Annotated in this window: 10 protein-coding genes; 6 read left to right on the forward strand and 4 right to left on the reverse strand. The window is 63.4% G+C overall.

All coding sequences use genetic code 11. The annotated features are described in order from the left end of the window. Positions 1–22: 22 nt before the first annotated feature. From AC0L24_RS03160 to AC0L24_RS03175, 4 genes are all read left to right on the forward strand, one after another. On the forward strand, positions 23–1,576 hold the full coding sequence (locus tag AC0L24_RS03160) for a Do family serine endopeptidase (RefSeq protein WP_127270962.1): 1,554 nt from the start codon (positions 23–25) through the stop codon (positions 1,574–1,576). A 351-nt stretch (positions 1,577–1,927) separates the two neighbouring features. Next, positions 1,928–2,602 carry a response regulator transcription factor gene (locus AC0L24_RS03165; RefSeq protein WP_023812818.1) on the forward strand — a complete coding sequence of 225 codons (675 nt, stop codon included), beginning with the start codon at positions 1,928–1,930 and terminating at the stop codon, positions 2,600–2,602. A 108-nt stretch (positions 2,603–2,710) separates the two neighbouring features. Next, the gene (locus tag AC0L24_RS03170) at positions 2,711–4,189 is read left to right on the forward strand and encodes a sensor histidine kinase (protein ID WP_127810920.1); all 1,479 of its coding nucleotides are present in this window, start codon (positions 2,711–2,713) and stop codon (positions 4,187–4,189) included. Further along, a complete protein-coding gene (locus tag AC0L24_RS03175; RefSeq protein ID WP_127810919.1) occupies positions 4,189–7,143 on the forward strand; it encodes a bifunctional [glutamine synthetase] adenylyltransferase/[glutamine synthetase]-adenylyl-L-tyrosine phosphorylase in 2,955 nt (984 codons plus the stop codon). The genes AC0L24_RS03170 and AC0L24_RS03175 overlap by 1 nt, the downstream gene beginning before the upstream one ends. 492 nt (positions 7,144–7,635) lie before the next feature. Here AC0L24_RS03175 and AC0L24_RS03180 read toward each other — a convergent pair whose 3' ends face one another. The 3 genes from AC0L24_RS03180 to pepN form a co-directional block, all read right to left on the reverse strand. Next, the gene (locus AC0L24_RS03180; protein WP_127810918.1) at positions 7,636–7,896 is read right to left on the reverse strand and encodes a type II toxin-antitoxin system prevent-host-death family antitoxin; all 261 of its coding nucleotides are present in this window, start codon (positions 7,894–7,896) and stop codon (positions 7,636–7,638) included. Positions 7,897–8,004: 108 nt separating this feature from the next. Then, complete coding sequence (locus AC0L24_RS03185; protein ID WP_127810917.1) at positions 8,005–10,326, reverse strand: PAS domain-containing sensor histidine kinase; 2,322 nt, start codon at positions 10,324–10,326, stop codon at positions 8,005–8,007. A gap of 183 nt (positions 10,327–10,509) precedes the next feature. After that, positions 10,510–13,155: an aminopeptidase N gene (gene pepN / locus AC0L24_RS03190; RefSeq protein ID WP_127810916.1), complete on the reverse strand. Its 2,646-nt coding sequence runs from the start codon at positions 13,153–13,155 to the stop codon at positions 10,510–10,512. 156 nt (positions 13,156–13,311) lie between these two features. Here pepN and AC0L24_RS03195 point away from each other — a divergent pair, with 156 nt between their 5' ends. Both AC0L24_RS03195 and AC0L24_RS03200 read left to right on the forward strand, forming a co-directional pair. After that, positions 13,312–15,618, forward strand: a complete 2,307-nt coding sequence (locus AC0L24_RS03195; RefSeq protein ID WP_127810915.1) for a xanthine dehydrogenase family protein molybdopterin-binding subunit — start codon at positions 13,312–13,314, stop codon at positions 15,616–15,618. Further along, on the forward strand, positions 15,615–16,592 hold the full coding sequence (locus AC0L24_RS03200; RefSeq protein ID WP_127810914.1) for a DMT family transporter: 978 nt from the start codon (positions 15,615–15,617) through the stop codon (positions 16,590–16,592). The genes AC0L24_RS03195 and AC0L24_RS03200 overlap by 4 nt, the downstream gene beginning before the upstream one ends. On the opposite strand, the gene AC0L24_RS03205 is transcribed toward AC0L24_RS03200, so the two are convergent. Continuing rightward, positions 16,593–17,405: a helix-turn-helix domain-containing protein gene (locus AC0L24_RS03205; RefSeq protein WP_127810913.1), complete on the reverse strand. Its 813-nt coding sequence runs from the start codon at positions 17,403–17,405 to the stop codon at positions 16,593–16,595. Positions 17,406–17,536: the final 131 nt, after the last annotated feature.

Consider the following 17,536-nt stretch of genomic DNA (forward strand, 5'->3'; position numbering starts at 1 on the left):
GTTGAAAGAGGATAAGAGATCCATGAATATTGCCCCCAATTCATATTCCGTCACCCGCAAGCGTCTCATGGCTGCCGTCGCATCTGTCGCCGTGGCCGGTGCGATCGGCGTTGGCGCGCTGACCAGCGGAACCAGCCCTGTTCTGGCCGATGCCGTACGCGTCGAGGCGCCGCAGGTGCCGGGCTTCGCCGATGTCGTCGAGCGCGTTTCTCCCGCCGTTGTCAGTGTCAAGGTCAAGGCCAAGATCAGCCCGGCCGCCGATGATGGCTCCGACCCGTCCGACGACCAGGATGGCATGAACAACCTGCCCAACAATCCACAGCTGCGCCGCTTCTTCAAGGAATTCCGTGGCTTTGGTGACCAGGACGGCCAGGGTGGCGGCAACAGGCGCTTCAGCCACCGCGACCGCAACAACGACCAGCCGCGGCCGGTTGCCCAGGGCTCGGGCTTCTTCATCTCGGATGACGGCTATCTCGTCACCAACAATCACGTTGTTTCGGAAGGCTCGGCCTTCACCGTGGTGATGCATGACGGCAAGGAACTCGACGCCAAGCTGGTCGGCACCGACCCGCGCACCGATCTCGCCGTGCTTAAGGTCGACGGCGTCGGCAAGTTTACCTATGTCGACTTCGCCGATGACTCCAAGGTTCGCGTCGGCGACTGGGTGGTGGCCGTCGGCAATCCGTTCGGCCTTGGTGGAACCGTCACCGCCGGCATCGTCTCCGCCCGCGGCCGTGACATCGGCGCTGGCCCTTATGACGACTTCATCCAGATCGACGCATCGGTCAACCGCGGCAATTCTGGCGGTCCGACCTTCAACCTCAACGGCCAGGTCGTCGGCATCAACACCGCGATCTTCTCGCCATCCGGCGGCAGCGTCGGCATCGCCTTCGACATTCCCGCTTCGACCGCCAAGCAGGTCGTTCAGGACCTGATGAAGAGCGGTTCCGTGCAGCGGGGCTGGCTCGGTGTGGAAATCCAGCCGGTCACCTCCGACATCGCTGAGTCGCTTGGTCTGAAGTCCAACAACGGCGCACTGGTTTCCAGTGCCCAGGACGATGGTCCCGGCAAGAAGGCGGGCATCACGGCCGGTGACGTGATCACCCAGGTCGACGGCAAGGATGTCGCTTCGCCGAAGGAACTGGCCCGGCTGATCGGCGCCTATTCGCCTGGCAAGTCGGTCGACGTCACCGTGTGGCGCGACGGCAAGAGCCAGACGGTCAAGGTCGATCTCGGCAAACTGCCCTCGAGCGACAAGCAGGCCTCTGTCGACCAGCAGCAGCCCGCCGCCCCGGCCAAGCCCGACACGCTGGCCGATCTCGGCCTGACCGTTACCAAGTCTGAAAACGGCAAGGGACTGGTGGTGACCGATGTCGATCCCGACAGCGATGCCGCCGATCGCGGTATCCAGCCGGGCGACGTCATCACATCGGTCAATTCGACCGAAGTGAACGGCACCGACGACGTCACCAAGGCGATGACCGATGCAGTCAAATCCGGCCGCAAGGCAGTGCTGATGCAGATCACCCGCGACGACACCAATCGTTTCGTCGCGCTGCCCGTCGCCAAGGGCTGAGGTTGGCCCCGGAGCGATCTCTCGGCCTTTCCAGGTGGGTGAGGGCGTTCCGGCGGCACGTTGGACTTTTCCAGTGCGGCAGTTTCAACACCCCCGAGCCGCCGTAGGGGAAAGCATGGAGAAGCGCGCGTTAGTCAGTCATCGCGCCTTCCCCCGGCGGCAGCGGGCTTCCCATCGTCCGCTGCCGCACACTTTCAAAAGCGCTTCCGCGATCCGACGCAAAATGACATCGGCAGCGAGCAGCTTTATCGCGTACGGCTTCGGCAATCTTGATCGCGGTGCGCTTTGGCAAAGGCCACAATGCAGATGTCTGCCACTCAACCTTCCGGCGAAATCGCGTATAACAGCCCTATGAAGATTCTCGTCATAGAAGACGATCGCGAGGCTGCGGATTACTTGCAGAAAGCCTTTGCCGAGGCCGGTCACACCGCGCATGTCGCTGGTGACGGCGAAACCGGCTTTGCGCTCGCCGACGCCGGCGACTACGACGTGATGGTGATCGACCGGATGATGCCGCGTCGCGACGGCCTGTCGGTCATTGCCGGTCTCCGGTCCAGGGGCAACACAACGCCGGTGCTGATCCTGTCGGCGCTCGGCGAGGTCGATGATAGGGTCACGGGTCTACGCGCCGGCGGCGACGATTACCTGACAAAGCCCTATGCCTTCTCCGAACTTCTCGCCCGCGTCGAGGTTCTGAACCGTCGCGCCAGCGCCAAGGAAGCCGAAACCGTCTACCGCGTCGGCGATCTCGAACTCGACAGGCTGTCGCATTCGGTACGCCGTGCGTCACGCGAGATAACGCTGCAGCCGCGTGAATTCCGCTTGCTCGAATATCTGATGCGGCATGCCGGCCAAGTGGTGACGCGCACCATGCTGCTCGAAAATGTCTGGGACTATCATTTCGATCCGCAGACCAATGTCATCGACGTCCATGTCTCGCGGCTGCGCGGCAAGATCGAGAAGGGCTTCGACAAGCCCATCCTGCATACGGTTCGCGGCGCCGGCTATATGCTGAAGAGCGGCTAGAGTATGATCCCGAAAAGTGGGAACCGGTTTTCGGAAAAGATCATGCTCCAACAAAGAGCTAGATCGGCATGACGATTCGACCAAACCTCATGCTGATCTAGCTGCGGCATGGCTCTTTCCGTGCCAGCCATCATGAAGACGACGGCAGCGCGGCTTTCGGCGCTCTACCTCCTGCTCTTCGCGCTCTGCGCGGTGGCGCTCGTCTTCTACATGACCTCGTTGTCGGCGCGCATGCTGACCGGGCAGACACAGGACACCATCAATGACGAGGTGCTCGGTCTGGCTCGCGCCTATCAACGTGGCGGTCTGCCGGTGTTGGTCCGTGTAGTCGAGGCCCGCTCGCGCCAGCCCGGCGCCAACCTCTATCTGATCGCCGACGCCAACGGACAGATCCTGACCGGCAATGTGCAGAGCCTGGAGCCGGGCGTTCTCGAAACCGAAGGCTGGACCAGCAGTCCGTTCTCTTATCAGCGTTTTGGCGAGGGAGAGCTCGAGCGCCTGCGCAACCTTCCCGCCGAGCAGGGCACCACCACCCAATCCGAGCAGAACGATGCGCAGGCGCAGGGCGAAAAGGGCCACAACGCCATTGCGCTGGTGCTGCGGTTGCCGAACCAGATGATCATGCTGGTCGGCCGCGACCTTGGCGAGCCGGAACGGTTTCGTGCGGTCATCCGCCGTGCGCTGATGCTGGCGCTCGGCATGATGGGGCTGGGCGGATTGCTGATCTGGTTTTTTGTCGGCCGCGCCGCGCTGAAGCGCATCGACAGCGTGTCGGAAGCCAGCCGCCGCATTATGGGCGGCGATCTGTCGGGCAGGCTGCCGGTGACGGGGGTTGGCGATGAGTTCGACCGGCTCTCCGAAAATCTCAATGCCATGCTGGCCAGGATCGCCACGCTGAATGAAGGCCTGAAGCAGGTTTCCGACAACATCGCGCATGATCTGAAGACGCCGCTGACCCGGCTCCGCAACCGGGCCGAAGCGACGCTTTCGGGCAAGCAAAAGCCCACCGATTACCGGCAGGCGCTGGAAGGCACTATTGCCGAGTCGGACCAGCTGATAAAAACGTTTAACGCCATCCTGATGATCTCCCGGCTGGAGGCTGGCTACTCCTCGGAGAACACCAACCGCGTCGATCTGGCGGAGGCCGTGCGCGACGTTGTCGAGCTTTACGAGCCGGTGGCGGAAGAGGCAGGCGTGTCGCTGGAAGCAGACGCGCGCGACGCGGTGTCCGTCAACGGCAACCGCGAACTGATCGGTCAGGCGCTGTCGAACATCGTCGACAACGCCATCAAATATTCGACCGGCGCCAATGCCCAGCCGGCGGTGCGCGTCACGCTCGAGCGAGCCGGTACGGACGTTCGCCTGTCGGTTGCCGACAATGGACACGGCATTCCCGACGATGGCGACCGGGCGCGGGCCACGGAACGTTTCGTGCGGCTGGAGAAGAGCCGTTCGCAGCCGGGTTCCGGTCTTGGCCTCAGCCTCGCCAAGGCGGTCATGACGTTCCACAATGGCCGGCTTGAACTCTTGCCTGGCAATCCTGGACTATCCGTGGTCATGAGTTTCCCGGCTCGGGAGGATCACTGATGAGCACTTCAGCCAAGCGGGTGGAGACTGGATGGCTGCTGAAGCCGGCTGCCAGGCTTGCCCCGCTCGACAAGGAGCGTGCGCGGCTGGAACTGGCCGAGATCGCTTCCGCCGCGCGCGAAGAGAGGCTGACGCGGCTGGCCAAGTTCCTGGCCGGCAAGGGCGAGGGCCAGGATTTCCTCGCCGCCGTCTTCGATCTGTCGCCGTTCCTGCGCGATACGGCACGCCGCCGGCCGCAAATCCTGGACGGGCTGTTCGAGCAGACGATCGAGGCTCGACTGAAGGTGATCGGCGCCGCCATCGACCAGGTGCATCTAGCCGAAGCAGTCTCGGAATCCGGCTTGATGATGGAGCTGCGCCAGTGGAAGGCGGAGGCGCATTTCCTCATCGCGCTGGCCGATCTTGCCGGCGAGGCCGAAACGGCGCTGACGGTCCGGCGATTGAGCGATCTTGCAGACGCCTGCACCCGTGCGGCCGTCGACTTCCTGCTGCGTGACGCGCATGGCCAGGGCAAACTCAAACTGCCGGATGTCGGCAATCCGTCGAAACAGTCGGGCTGGATCCTGCTCGGCATGGGCAAGCTCGGCGCGCATGAGCTGAATTTTTCCTCCGACATCGATCTGGTGGTTTTCTTCGATCCGGAAGCGCCCGCCGTCGTCGATCCGCTCGATGCCACCGAGTTGTTTTCGAGGCTGACGCGCCGCCTGGTGCGCATCCTGCAGGACCGCACCGAACACGGTTATGTCTTCCGCACCGATCTGAGACTGCGCCCAGACCCCGGTTCGACACCGCTGGCGATCCCGGTCGAGGCGGCACTGCGCTACTATGAGGCACGCGGCCAGAACTGGGAGCGCGCCGCGATGATCAAGGCACGCCCGGTGGCAGGCGATCTGGCCGCGGGTGCGGCCTTCCTCAAGGAGTTGCAGCCCTATATCTGGCGCAAATACATGGATTATGCGGCGATTGCCGACGTCCATTCGATCAAGCGCCAGATCCACGCCCACAAGGGCCATGGCGAGATTGCGGTCAAGGGCCACAACGTCAAGCTTGGCCGCGGCGGCATTCGAGAGATCGAGTTCTTCGTCCAGACCCAGCAGCTCATCGCCGGCGGACGCTTCCCTGAACTGCGTGGCCGCGAGACCGTGCCGATGCTCGGCGAGCTTGCGACCCGCGGCTGGATCACCGCCGAGGCGCGCGATGCGCTTGCCCGCCAGTACTGGTTCCTGCGCCGCGTCGAACATGCCGTGCAGATGGTTGCCGACGAGCAGACGCACACGCTGCCGGAAGATGATGAAGGCCTGGAGCGCATCGCCCGCATGCTCGGCTTTGCCGATGCTTCTGCCTTTTCTCGAGCGTTCCGTGCCTCGCTGCAGCAGGTCGAACGCCACTACGCGGCACTGTTCGAAACAGCACCCGAACTGTCGACCGGCATCGGCAACCTGGTCTTCACCGGCGATGTGGACGATCCCGATACGCTGCAGACCTTGCACGGGCTCGGTTTTCAGCGGCCAAGCGACATCTGCCGCGTCATCCGTGGCTGGCATTTCGGCCGCTATCGCCTCACCCAGTCGGCGGAGGCACGCGAGCGGCTGACGGAACTGACGCCGGCGCTGCTGCGCGCCTTCGGCCAGACGCGCCGGGCCGACGAAGCTCTGATGCGCTTCGACGAGTTTCTCGCCGGCCTGCCGGCTGGTATCCAGCTGTTCTCCCTGCTGCAGTCCAATCCTGCCCTGCTGAAGCTTCTGGCGACGATCATGGGGGCCGCCCCCCGGCTGGCGGCGATCATCACCCGCAGGCCGCATGTCTTCGATGGTTTGCTCGACCCGGCCTTGCTCACCGAACTACCGGACCGCGCCTATCTGTCGGCGCGGCTTTCCGCCTTCGTCGAGGGCGACCGGCTTTACGAGGATGTGCTCGACCGGCTGCGCATTTTTGCCTCCGAGCAGAAATTCCTGATCGGTGTCCGGCTGCTCGCCGGCTCGATCGATCCGGCGCGGGCCGGCCGCGCCTTTTCTGATCTGGCGGATCTCACCATCGAGGCTGCGTTGCAGGCGGTGACGGCCGAATTCGCGGCCCGCCACGGCACCATTGCCGGCGGTGTGGTTGCGCTGCTCGGTATGGGCAAGCTTGGCAGCCGCGAGCTGACCGCCGGATCGGACGTCGACCTGATCCTGCTCTACGACCACGCGCCGGATGCCGAAGAGTCCGATGGCGACAAGCCGCTGGCACCTTCGCATTACTACACCCGCATGACGCAAAGGCTGATCGCGGCGGTGTCCGCGCCGACGGCGGAGGGGGTGCTCTACGAACTCGACCTGCGCCTGCGGCCGTCCGGCAACAAGGGACCGGTGGCCACCCATATCGATGCGTTCAAGAAATACCAGCGCCAGGAAGCCTGGACTTGGGAACACATGGCGCTGGCCCGCGCCCGTGCCATTGCTGGCGACGCCAGCCTGTGTGGCGAGGTTGAAGCGGAAGTAGCGGCGGTGCTGGGCCAGCCGCGCGATGCTGCAAAGGTGATGGCCGAGGCTGCGGACATGCGGGCTATGATCGAGAAGGAAAAGCCGCCGCGCGATCTCTGGGACATCAAGCTTATTCCCGGAGGATTGATCGATCTGGAATTCATCGCCCAGGTGGCCGTCATTACCGGGCAGGTCGAGACCGGGCGCCGCGCCACCGGCACCGCCGAGATCCTGTCGCGCCTGGCACCGGGCTTCGCCGATGCCGGGGTGAGGCAGGAGCTTGGCGACGCCTACGCGCTCTATCTTGCACTGACCCAGATGACGCGGCTGTGCCTCACCGGAGCCTTTGAGCGCGACGACGTTCCGCCGGGGCTTTCGGATCTGCTTCTGGCGGTGACCGACCTGCCGGATTTCGGTGTGCTGGAAGCACACCTCAAGGAGACGTCGCAGACGGTCAGGAAGGATTTCGATCTTTTGCTTCGTACGGGATGACCGTGAAGCGATCGTCCCCTGGAACCGAAGACGTTTCGTGCTCTTCCGGTCTCATGCAGCTACTCTGTTCGCCGAATCTGCTGGAGCGCCCGGCTCGCGTGAGACTGCAAAATCCGGTCGCGCAGATAGGCATAGAAACGCGGCGGCAGCATGCCATAGTCGATCGGGACGGTTTGCTGCCCGCGATGGGCCTGAGATCGGGACCCGGCCAGAGGAAGTCATTGGTTTCGGTCACGACGATCCATGACGGCGTATCATCGAGGCCGAGATGGGCTTTGAGTGGCGCAGGTATTTCTACTGCATCGGCAGGATCAGCCGGTGGCGAGTGTGTGACCGGAACGACCGTTATAACTTCACGGCCCTCCACGACCCGGCGCGCGGCGACAATGGCGCATGGTCGGTTTTTGCGACCTTCTTCGGCACCCTTTTCGTGTTCTCTCACCCAGAGGTAAGAATAGGAAATCAACAGACCCGGGATAGGTTTGGGCAGGCTCACGGTGTCCAGTCTTTAAGCATCGCATCGAGCCCGGCATATTCGCTCGGTACGGCGCTTTCGGCGATGGCGTTCAGCGTCTCATCGTCCAATTCTTCCGCGTTACGGGCGACTCGTCCCTTGACCAACACCTCGAACATCGCCGCCGACAGGAGTACCGTGTGGGTCCGGCCATTCTTTGTGATTGCGACCGGCGCACGCTGGGCAACGTCCTGGAAACGCCCGACATTCTGCTGGAATTCTGTTGAAGTCACTCGCATAGCAATGCCTCTCTTTTCTATCTAAAATAGATAAAATAGATAGTTTTGTCAAAGCATCTCACCTCGGGCCTGCGAGGTGGGATCAAGCCTGGAATGGTGATGAAATCTTCAGGCTGCGGCCTTGATCGCCGGCGCGGCCTTCTTCACCGGGATGCGCACCGACACGATCGTGCCGACTCCTTCGCTCGACCGGATCTTCAGCGCGCCGCCCTGGAGTTCGGCCAGTGAACGTGAGATGGCAAGACCAAGGCCGGACCCGGCATGGCTCTTGGAGAACTGGTTCTGCACCTGCTCGAAAGGCCGTCCGAGTTTGCCGAGCGCATCCTTGGGGATGCCGCAGCCATTGTCCTCGATCGTCAGCACCAGCGCGCCGGATGTGTTGCGGGCCCTGACCGATATGTGGCCGCCCTGGCCGGTGAACTTCACCGCATTGGACAAAAGGTTGATGACGATCTGCTTGATCGCACGGCGATCGGCGACCAGCGTCAGCGCATCGGCAATGCGCGTTTCCACGGTGATGGCCTTTTGCGCCGCCTGCAGCGAAACGACGCGTACGGTTTCGCTGATCAGCGGGCCGAGGTCGATCTCTTCCCGGTCCAGCGAAAACTGGCCGGCTTCGATCTTGGACATGTCGAGAATGTCGTTGATGACGCCCAGGAGATATTTGCCGCTGCTGTTGATGTCGGTGGCATATTCCTCGTAGCGCTCCGATCCGAGCGGGCCGAACAGCCCCTGTTCCATCAGTTCGGAGAAGCCGATGATGGCGTTCAGCGGCGTGCGTAACTCATGCGACATGTTGGCCAGGAACTCGGATTTGGCCCGGTTCGCCGCTTCGGCGCGTTCGGTTTCCTTCATGTATTTGCGGTTGAGGTCGACCAGTTCGCGCGAACGCTCCTCTTCGGCCCGCCGCGCCAGGCTGAGGTCATGGATCGTCGCCATCAGCCGGCGCTCGCTGTCGACCAGCTTCTCCTGGTGCAGCTTGATCTGGGTGATGTCGGAGCCGACCGAGACGATGCCGCCGTCCCGGGTCTTCAGTTCGTTGACCTGCAGCCAGCGGCCGTCGGCCAGCTGGCGCTCGAAAGTGGCGCCGCCCTGCAGGCCGCTGGTGTGGGCGAGCCGCCGTTCGGAAGCAAAGGCCAGCATGCGTTCTTCCAGCGCCGCGCGCGCGGTGCCCGGCATCACGTCGCGGTCCGAAAGCCCATTGTCCTGCTGGTATTTGGAATTGCACATGATCAGGCGCTGCGTCGAATCCCACAGCACGAAGGATTCGTTGATGTTCTCGATCGCCGTCCTGAGGCGAAGGTCGGCAGCCTCGGAACGCAGCGCCAGATGACGCTGTTCGGTGACGTCGACGGCAATGCCGATCAGCTGGATCTCCGGCGCTTCCGGATCGATGACCTGTGCCCGTGCGCGCATCCAGACCCATTGGCCGTCGGAATGCCGCATCCGGAACACCTGGTCGATATGATCGATCTCGCGTGCGACAATTCTGTTGGCGAGTTCGAACAGGTCACCGTCCTCGGGATGGATGATCTGATCGACCTCGCCGAAGGACAGCATCGTGTCGCAGGGCTTGTAGCCGAGCATGTCGTACATCGAGCGCGACCAGTACATCTTGCCGCGCACCATGTCCCAGTCCCACAGGCCGCAGCGGCCGCGCACCAGCGCCATATCGATGCGCTGATGCGCTTCGAGATAGATGCGGTCAGCCGCCTGCGCACGTGCCGCCTGGCCGAAATAGGCATAGAGGATGACGATCAGCACGCCGGCCGTCAGCACGAACAGGGTGACGTTCAGTGAAACGGTCTTGCGCCAGGCATCGAAAACCGCGTCCTGTGGCACCAGGGCCGCCGATGCGCCCTTTCCGCCATCCGCCAGGCTGACCGCCGCGTACCAATCCCGTCCGTCGATGTTGACGTCCATGACGCCGGCACGATCGCCGAACATGAACAAGGGCTGGCCGCCCTCGACGAGGCCGTCGAGTGAATGGCCCTGCCATGGCATGGAGCGCGGCGTCACCGCGACGATCTTGAAAGCGCTGTCGGTGATGACAAGCACATGGCTGCGGCCCATCGCGCCCTGACGGCTGGTGGTCTCCAGCAGGTCCTGTATGGCGCCGGGCATCGTTTCCGAGGTGGTGGCGAGCGAACTGGCCAATTGGCCCGCCGCCAGCGTCAGGATCGCCTTGGCATTGCGCTCGACATCGTCGCGCTCGTTCATCAGCGACAGCACGCGCAGCGCCGCGATGACGATCAGGAAGGTGATGATGAGGACGGGTATCGATCGGCGCAGCAGCGGCTCGGCGGCCAGAAGCCGTCGATAGGCCGGTTCGGCGATGAGCCGCGTATTCCCGGCAAGACCGTCGCCGCGCGTCTCACGACGCGCAAAAGCCGTCCCTCCGGGCGCGCCCCACGCGTCCGCCTTCGCCATAAATGGCACTCCCCGAATTTGCCTATGCTGCTTGGCGATCCGGCAAACGCCGCACATCCGAATCGTCAGTAAAGAATCAAAGGTGATTCGCCTTGTCCAGTGGTCCGGCCAAAAAAGATTAAAAATCGACTAAAATAACGTCGAAATGGTCGATCTCCCCCCTCGTGGGGGAGATCACTATCCCTACGCCAGCGTGCGCTCGACAATATCCCGCAGATCCGCCGACAGGTTTTCGGCGCCGGCGATCGACAGCAGCGCTTCCCTGGCCTTCGCCTGCCGCAAAGGTTCGAGCGAACGCCACGATCTGAGCGCCGTAGCCAGCCTGGCCGCCACTTGCGGGTTGCGCTTTTCAACCTCGAGCACAGTCTGGGCAAAGAACCAGTAGCCTTCGCCGTCAGCACGATGAAAGCCGGTCTGGTTGGCGCTGGAGAAGGTGCCGATCAGCGAGCGAACCCGGTTCGGATTGCCCATCGAGAAGGCCGGATGGTTGGTCAGGGCCTTCACGGTGTCGACGGTTTGCGGCCCCGGAACGCTGGCCTGGATCTGGAACCATTTGTCCATGACCAGCGGGTCGGACCCATAGGTCGTCTCGAAAGCCGCCAGCGCCTCGACCGCCTCGGGCGAACCGTGGTGACGATGCGCGAGCACGGCAAGTGCTGCCGCGCGGTCGGTCATGTTGGTCGCCGACTGGAAATGCCTGGCGGCGAGTGCTGCTCCACCCGGCTGCAGCGACAGATAATCCAGCAAAGTGTTGCGCAAGGCGCGTCGTCCGGCGCTCGCCGCGTCGGGGCTGAACGCTGCTTTGTCTGCAAGGCCGCGGTAAAGGCCCGAAAAAACGTCCCGGTTCGCAGTGCCGATCGCCAACGCCAGTGCCTCGCGAGCCGCATAGATAGCATCGGGGTCGATGTTCCGGCCGATGTCGCGGGCGATGTCGGCTTCGCCGGGCAATGCCAGCGCCAGTGCTCGATAGGCCGGCTCCAGCGTCTCGTCGCCGGCGATGCTGCCGGCGAGTTCGATCAGCCGCGGTGCAAAGGCCGGCTGCTTGCCGCCGAGGATCTCGCGGAAGGCGGTGATCAGTGCATCGGTCAGCAAAGTATTGAAGGCCTGCCAGCGCGAAAAGGCGTCGCTGTCATGGCGGGCGAGAAAGAACTGGTCGTCGGCTTTCTGCTCGACGGACAATGTCACCGGCGCCGAAAAGCCGCGGTTGAGCGACACGGCCGGGCGCTCGGTGACGCCTGAAAACCGCACCATGTGGCGACGCTTGCGGATATGGATGACGCCGTCCTCGACGCTGGCGCCCTCGACGCCGCTATACGGCACAGGCTTGCCGCCGGCGCCGATCAGGCCGAAAGCCAGCGGGATGTGCATCAGCCGCTTGCGGCTTTCGGAGGGTGTCGGCGGTACCGACTGCTCGATTTCGAGCGTGAACTCTTGCGCCGCCGGATTGTGCGTCGAACTGATCGTCAGGTTCGGCGTGCCTGCCTGATGATACCAGAGCGCGAACTGCGACAGGTCGCGGCCGGACGCATCCTCGAACACCTTGATGAAATCCTCGATCGTCGCTGCGTCACCGTCGTGCCGCTCGAAATAGAGGTCCATGCCGGCGCGAAAGACGTCGGCACCGAGAATTGTGCGGATCATGCGCACCACTTCAGAGCCCTTCTCGTAGACCGTGGCGGTGTAGAAATTGTTGATCTCGCGGTAGCGGCGCGGCCGCACCGGATGCGCCAGCGGACCCTGGTCCTCGGGAAACTGGTGGGCGCGCAAGGTGCGCACTTCGGCGATGCGCTTGACCGCGCGCGAACGCTGGTCGGCGGAGAATTCGTGGTCGCGGAAAACCGTCAGGCCTTCCTTCAGGCAGAGCTGGAACCAGTCGCGGCAAGTGATTCTGTTGCCTGTCCAATTGTGGAAATACTCGTGCGCTATGATCGCCTCGATATTGGCGAAATCGGCGTCCGTCGCGGTCTCCCGGTCGGCCAGCACATATTTGTCGTTGAAGATGTTGAGGCCCTTGTTCTCCATCGCGCCCATGTTGAAGTCGGACACGGCGACAATGTTGAAGACGTCGAGATCGTATTCGCGGCCGAATGCCTCCTCGTCCCATTTCATCGACCGCTTCAGGGCATCCATCGCGTAGCCGGCCAGCTTCTCCTTGCCGGGCTCGACATAGATGCCGAGTTCGACCGTGCGGCCCGATAGCGTGACGAAACTGTCCGCAAGCCGGCCGAGATTGCCGGCCACCAGCGCGAACAGATAGGACGGCTTGGGGAAAGGGTCGTGCCACACGGCATAGTGCCGGCCGTCGCCGAGGTCGCCTCTGTCGACCGGGTTGCCGTTGGACAGGAGCAGCGGCGCTTCGTCACGCATTGCCTCGATGCGCACCGTGTAGACGGACAGGATGTCGGGACGATCGAGGAAATAGGTGATGCGGCGAAAGCCCTCCGCTTCGCATTGCGTGCAGTAGACATTGCTCGAGCGGTAGAGGCCCATCAGGGCTTCGTTGCCCGCCGGCGCCACCTCGGTCTCTATGAGCAACTGGAAGCGACGCGCCGCCGGTGGCTTGAGGATTGTCAACCGGTCAGGCGTCGCCAGCAGATCCGCCGGTTTTACCTTCTTGCCGTCGATCTCGATGCGCTTGAGCGTCAGCCCGTCGCCGTCGAGCACCAACGGTGCCGACACGGAGACGTCGTCACGGCGCTCTATCGTGAGGACGGCGGTGACACGCGTTGCGTCTGGCGAAAGGCGGAAGGTAAGGTCGGTTTTCGGAATGAGGTAGTCGTTGGGGCGATAGTCTTCGAGTTTGAAGACCTGGCCGGTGTCCGTGCGCATTCCGTGGGTTTTCCTGTCGATTGCGTTGGCGGCGGATTGTGTCCGCTGGTCCAAGAAATTTGAAGTCCGCGCTCTTTACACGAAACGGCCCCTCGACAAAACTGAGGCAATGCCTATTTCAGGCGTTCCTTCTCCTGTCATCATCACGAGGCACCCATGACCGTCGTCACACCGAAATTCGGCATGGGCGCATCCGTGCTGCGGCGCGAGGATGCCGCCTTCATCCAGGGCCAGGGCCGCTATACCGACGACATCCAGCCGGCTGGCGTCCTGCATGGCTATGTCCTGCGCTCGCCGGTCGCCAAGGCCAGCTTCACCATCGGTTCGACCGAGGCGGCGAAGACGGCACCTGGCGTCCATCTGGTGCTGACCGGCAAGGATCTTGCCCATCTCGGCGATCTGAAATCCGGCGTCATGCAGGAACAGCCGGACGGCACCAAGGCTCCGACGCGCGACATCCCGATCCTGTGCGGCGACCGCGTCAACTATGTCGGCGATGCCGTTGCCTTCGTCGTCGCCGACAGCCGAGCCCGGGCGCAGGATGCCGCCGAACTGATCGATGTCGACTATGACGGCGAAGATGCGGCCTCCGGGACGGCAACGGCATTGGCCGAAGGCACGCCGCTGGTCTGGCCGGAGCTTGGTTCCAACCGCGCCTTCAGCTACCACATGGGCGACAAGAAAAAGAACGAAGCGGCTTTCGCCAAGGCCGCCCATGTCACCCGCATCGAGTTCGTCAACAACCGGCTGGTGTGCAACTACATGGAGCCGCGCTCCGCGATCGGCGAATGGAACGTCGAGGAGAAGCGCTTCGTGCTGACCACCGGGTCGCAAGGCGTGCACTCCATGCAGTATATCCTGGCCAGCGTGTTCAAGATCAAGAAGGACCAGCTGCGCGTCATCACGCCTGATGTCGGCGGTGGTTTCGGGCCGAAGAGCTTCGTCTACCGCGAATATCCGCTGGTGCTGGAAGCGGCAAAGCGGCTTGGCCGCCCGGTGAAATGGGCCGGTGACCGCACGGAGCACTTCCTGACCGACGCGCAAGGCCGCGACAATTTCGTCACGGCTGAGATGGCGCTGGACAAGGACGGCCGCTTTCTCGGCATGAAGGTGGACCTGCTCGCCAACATCGGCGCCTATATCTCGCAATACGGCCCGTTCATCCCCTATATCGGCGTCACCATGTCGACCGGTGTCTACGATATCCAGGCGCTCGACGTCTCGGTGACCGGCCTCTACACCAACACCTGCCCGGTCGATGCCTATCGCGGTGCCGGCCGTCCGGAAGCAGCCTTCCTGCTGGAAAAGCTGGTCGATGCCTGCGCCCACGATCTCGGCCTGCCTGTCGAGGAGATCCGCCGCCGCAACTTCATCCGGCCGGAGCAATTTCCCTACCGGACGCAGACCGGCCGCCTCTACGACACCGGTGAATTCGAAGGCCATATGGAGCGCGCTATTGAGCAATCCGAATGGAAAGCGTTTCCCGAGCGGCTGGCGCAATCGAAGGCCGGCGGAAAAATCCGCGGCCTCGGCATGGCGACCTATATCGAGGCCTGTGCCTTTCCGGGCTCCGAACCGGCCTTCGTCGAACTCAACGGCGATGGCACGGTGACGCTGAAGATCGGCACCCAGACCAACGGACAGGGGCACGCCACCGCCTATGCCCAGTTCCTGTCGGAAAAGCTCAATCTCGACATCGACAAGATCCATGTCCGCCAGGGCGATACCGATGAATTGAAGGCCGGCGGCGGCACCGGCGGCTCGCGCTCCATACCGCTGGGGGGTGTATCGGCTTCCCGCGCGGGCGAGGATCTGGCCAACAAGATCAAGCGCATCGCCGCCGACGAGCTTGAAGCCTCGGCCGGCGACATTGAGCTGTCTGATGGTGTTGCCCGCATCGTCGGCACCGATCGCTCGATCGATTTTTCCGCCATCGCCAAGGCCGCCAAGACGCCGGATGATCTCAAGGGCTTTGGCGAGTTCGTGCAGGACGAATGCACCTATCCCAACGGCACTCATATCTGCGAGGTCGAGATCGATCCCGACACCGGCGCGACCGAGATCGTCCGCTACACCATCGTCGACGATTTCGGCGTCACCGTGAACCCGATCCTGCTCGCCGGCCAGGTGCATGGCGGCGTCGTGCAAGGCATCGGCCAGGCACTGACCGAGGACACCATCTATGGCGAGGACGGACAGCTTTTGACGGCGAGCTTCATGGATTACGCCATGCCGCGCGCCGACAATTTCCCGTTCTTCCATTTCGAGACCCGCAACGTGCCTTCGACCACCAATGCACTCGGCATCAAGGGCGCGGGCGAGGCCGGCACCATCGGCTCGACGCCGGCGGCACTCAATGCGGTGACTGACGCGCTCTGGCGCGCCTATGGCGTCAAGCACATCGACATGCCGGCAACGCCGGCGCGTATCTGGGCGACCATCCGAGAAGCGTCGGGAGCGTGACAGCAGGCCCCGGCAGCCCCCCGGCCACAGCCAGCGGTGATGCCGGCGGGCACGACACGCTAACCGGCATCATGTTCAAGATCGTGTCGGTGGCGGTCTTCGTCGGCATGCAGACCTGCATCAAAGCCGCAGGCACGGTTCCGGCCGGCCAGATTGTCTTCTTCCGCTCTTTCTTCGCTATCTTCCCGATCATCGCCTTCCTGGCCTTCAGGAAAGAACTCGGCACTGCCTTCACCACCAAGCGTCCGTTCAACCACATCGCCCGCGGCCTGGTCGGCGTCTGCGCCATGGGGCTCGGCTTTTTTGCGTTGACCCGGCTGCCGCTGCCGGAAGCGATCACGCTGAACTACGCGCAGCCGCTGCTGGTGGTGGTGTTCAGCTCCATCTTCCTCGGCGAGGCCATCCGTGTCTATCGCTGGAGCGCGGTCGCGGTCGGCTTGGTCGGCGTGCTGATCATCTCCTGGCCGGAACTGACGCTGCTGAGTTCCGACGAGGCGCTCGACGATCAGGAAGTGCTTGGCGTCATCGCCGCTCTTGTCGCCGCGGCGATCTCGGCCGTCGCCATGCTCTTGGTGCGCAATCTCGTGCAAAGCGAGCGCACGGCGACCATCGTGCTGTGGTTTTCGGTGACGGCGAGCGTCGTGTCGCTGCTGTCGCTGCCATTCGGCTGGCAGGCGCTGACGCCGCTCCAGGCGGCTCTCCTTGTTGCCGCCGGCTTCTGCGGCGGCCTCGGGCAGATACTGATGACGGCAGCCTATCGCCATGCCGAAGCCTCAGTCGTGGCGCCGTTCGAATATACGTCGATGATCCTCGGCGTCGTCGTCGGCTATCTCGTCTTCGGCGACGTCGCCACGCTCCATATGCTTGCCGGCGGCCTGATCGTCGTCGCCGCCGGCATCTTCATCATCTGGCGCGAACGCCAGCTTGGCCTGGAGCGGACCCGCACGCGCAAGGCATCTTTGCCTGAAGGGTGATTACGACAGCTCGGCTCGCTCCTTCGCCAACCGAACCAGCACCGTCCTCGTCTGCTCGTCGGCTGGAAAAAACGATTCGATCGCCAGTTCCGAAAGGGTCACGTCGAGCGGCGTGCCGAACACGGTGATGGTGCTGATGAACGACAGCACCTGGTCGCCGTGCGCAAGCCTGAGCGGGTGCACGATGGGGTTCGGCTCTACCGACACCGGCCGGCTGCCTTTCAAGCCGGACGGATAAGTCCTCAGCTCACGCTCGAGTTCGATCAGCACCGCGTCGCCGCTCGCGTCATTCTGGTGTTTCAGGCGCTCGAGCAGATGCGTCCGCCATTCCTGGAGATTGACGATGCGTGGCGCGATGCCGCCGGGATGCAGGCTGAGGCGAAGCACGTTGACCGGCGGCGTCAGCAGCGAAGCCTCGCTGACATCGGCAAGGAAGGGGGCAATGGCGGCATTGGCCGAAACCAGGTTCCAGTGGCGGTCGACGGCGAGTGCCGGGAACGGCTCGTGGCCTTTGAGGACGATCTCGACCGCCGCCATCGCCGGCGCCATCGTGGTGTCGGTCAATGAGCGCTCGCCGAAGCTCGGCGCAAAGCCGGCGGCGAGCAGCAACTGGTTGCGCTGCCTCAGCGGCATCGACAATTGCTCGGCCAGATGCAGCACCATGTCGCGTGAGGGCGCGGCGCGGCCGCTTTCGACGAAGCTCAGATGCCGCTGCGAGATTTCGGCCTCCATGGCGAGGTCGAGTTGAGACATGCGGCGGCGGGTGCGCCACTCGCGAATGAGGCTGCCGGCGGAGGTTTGGGCTGTTGTCATGAGGGCATGGTTAGACTGGAGAGGGGGGCATTTCAATTACGTCTGAGGTCATAGTTCTTGCCGGCGTTCGCCTATCCACATTGGAGATTGGCGAAAGCGGAGATGACAGCCAATCTCCCCCCCTCGTGGAG

The sequence above is a fragment of the Mesorhizobium sp. WSM4809 genome, assembly GCF_055811655.1.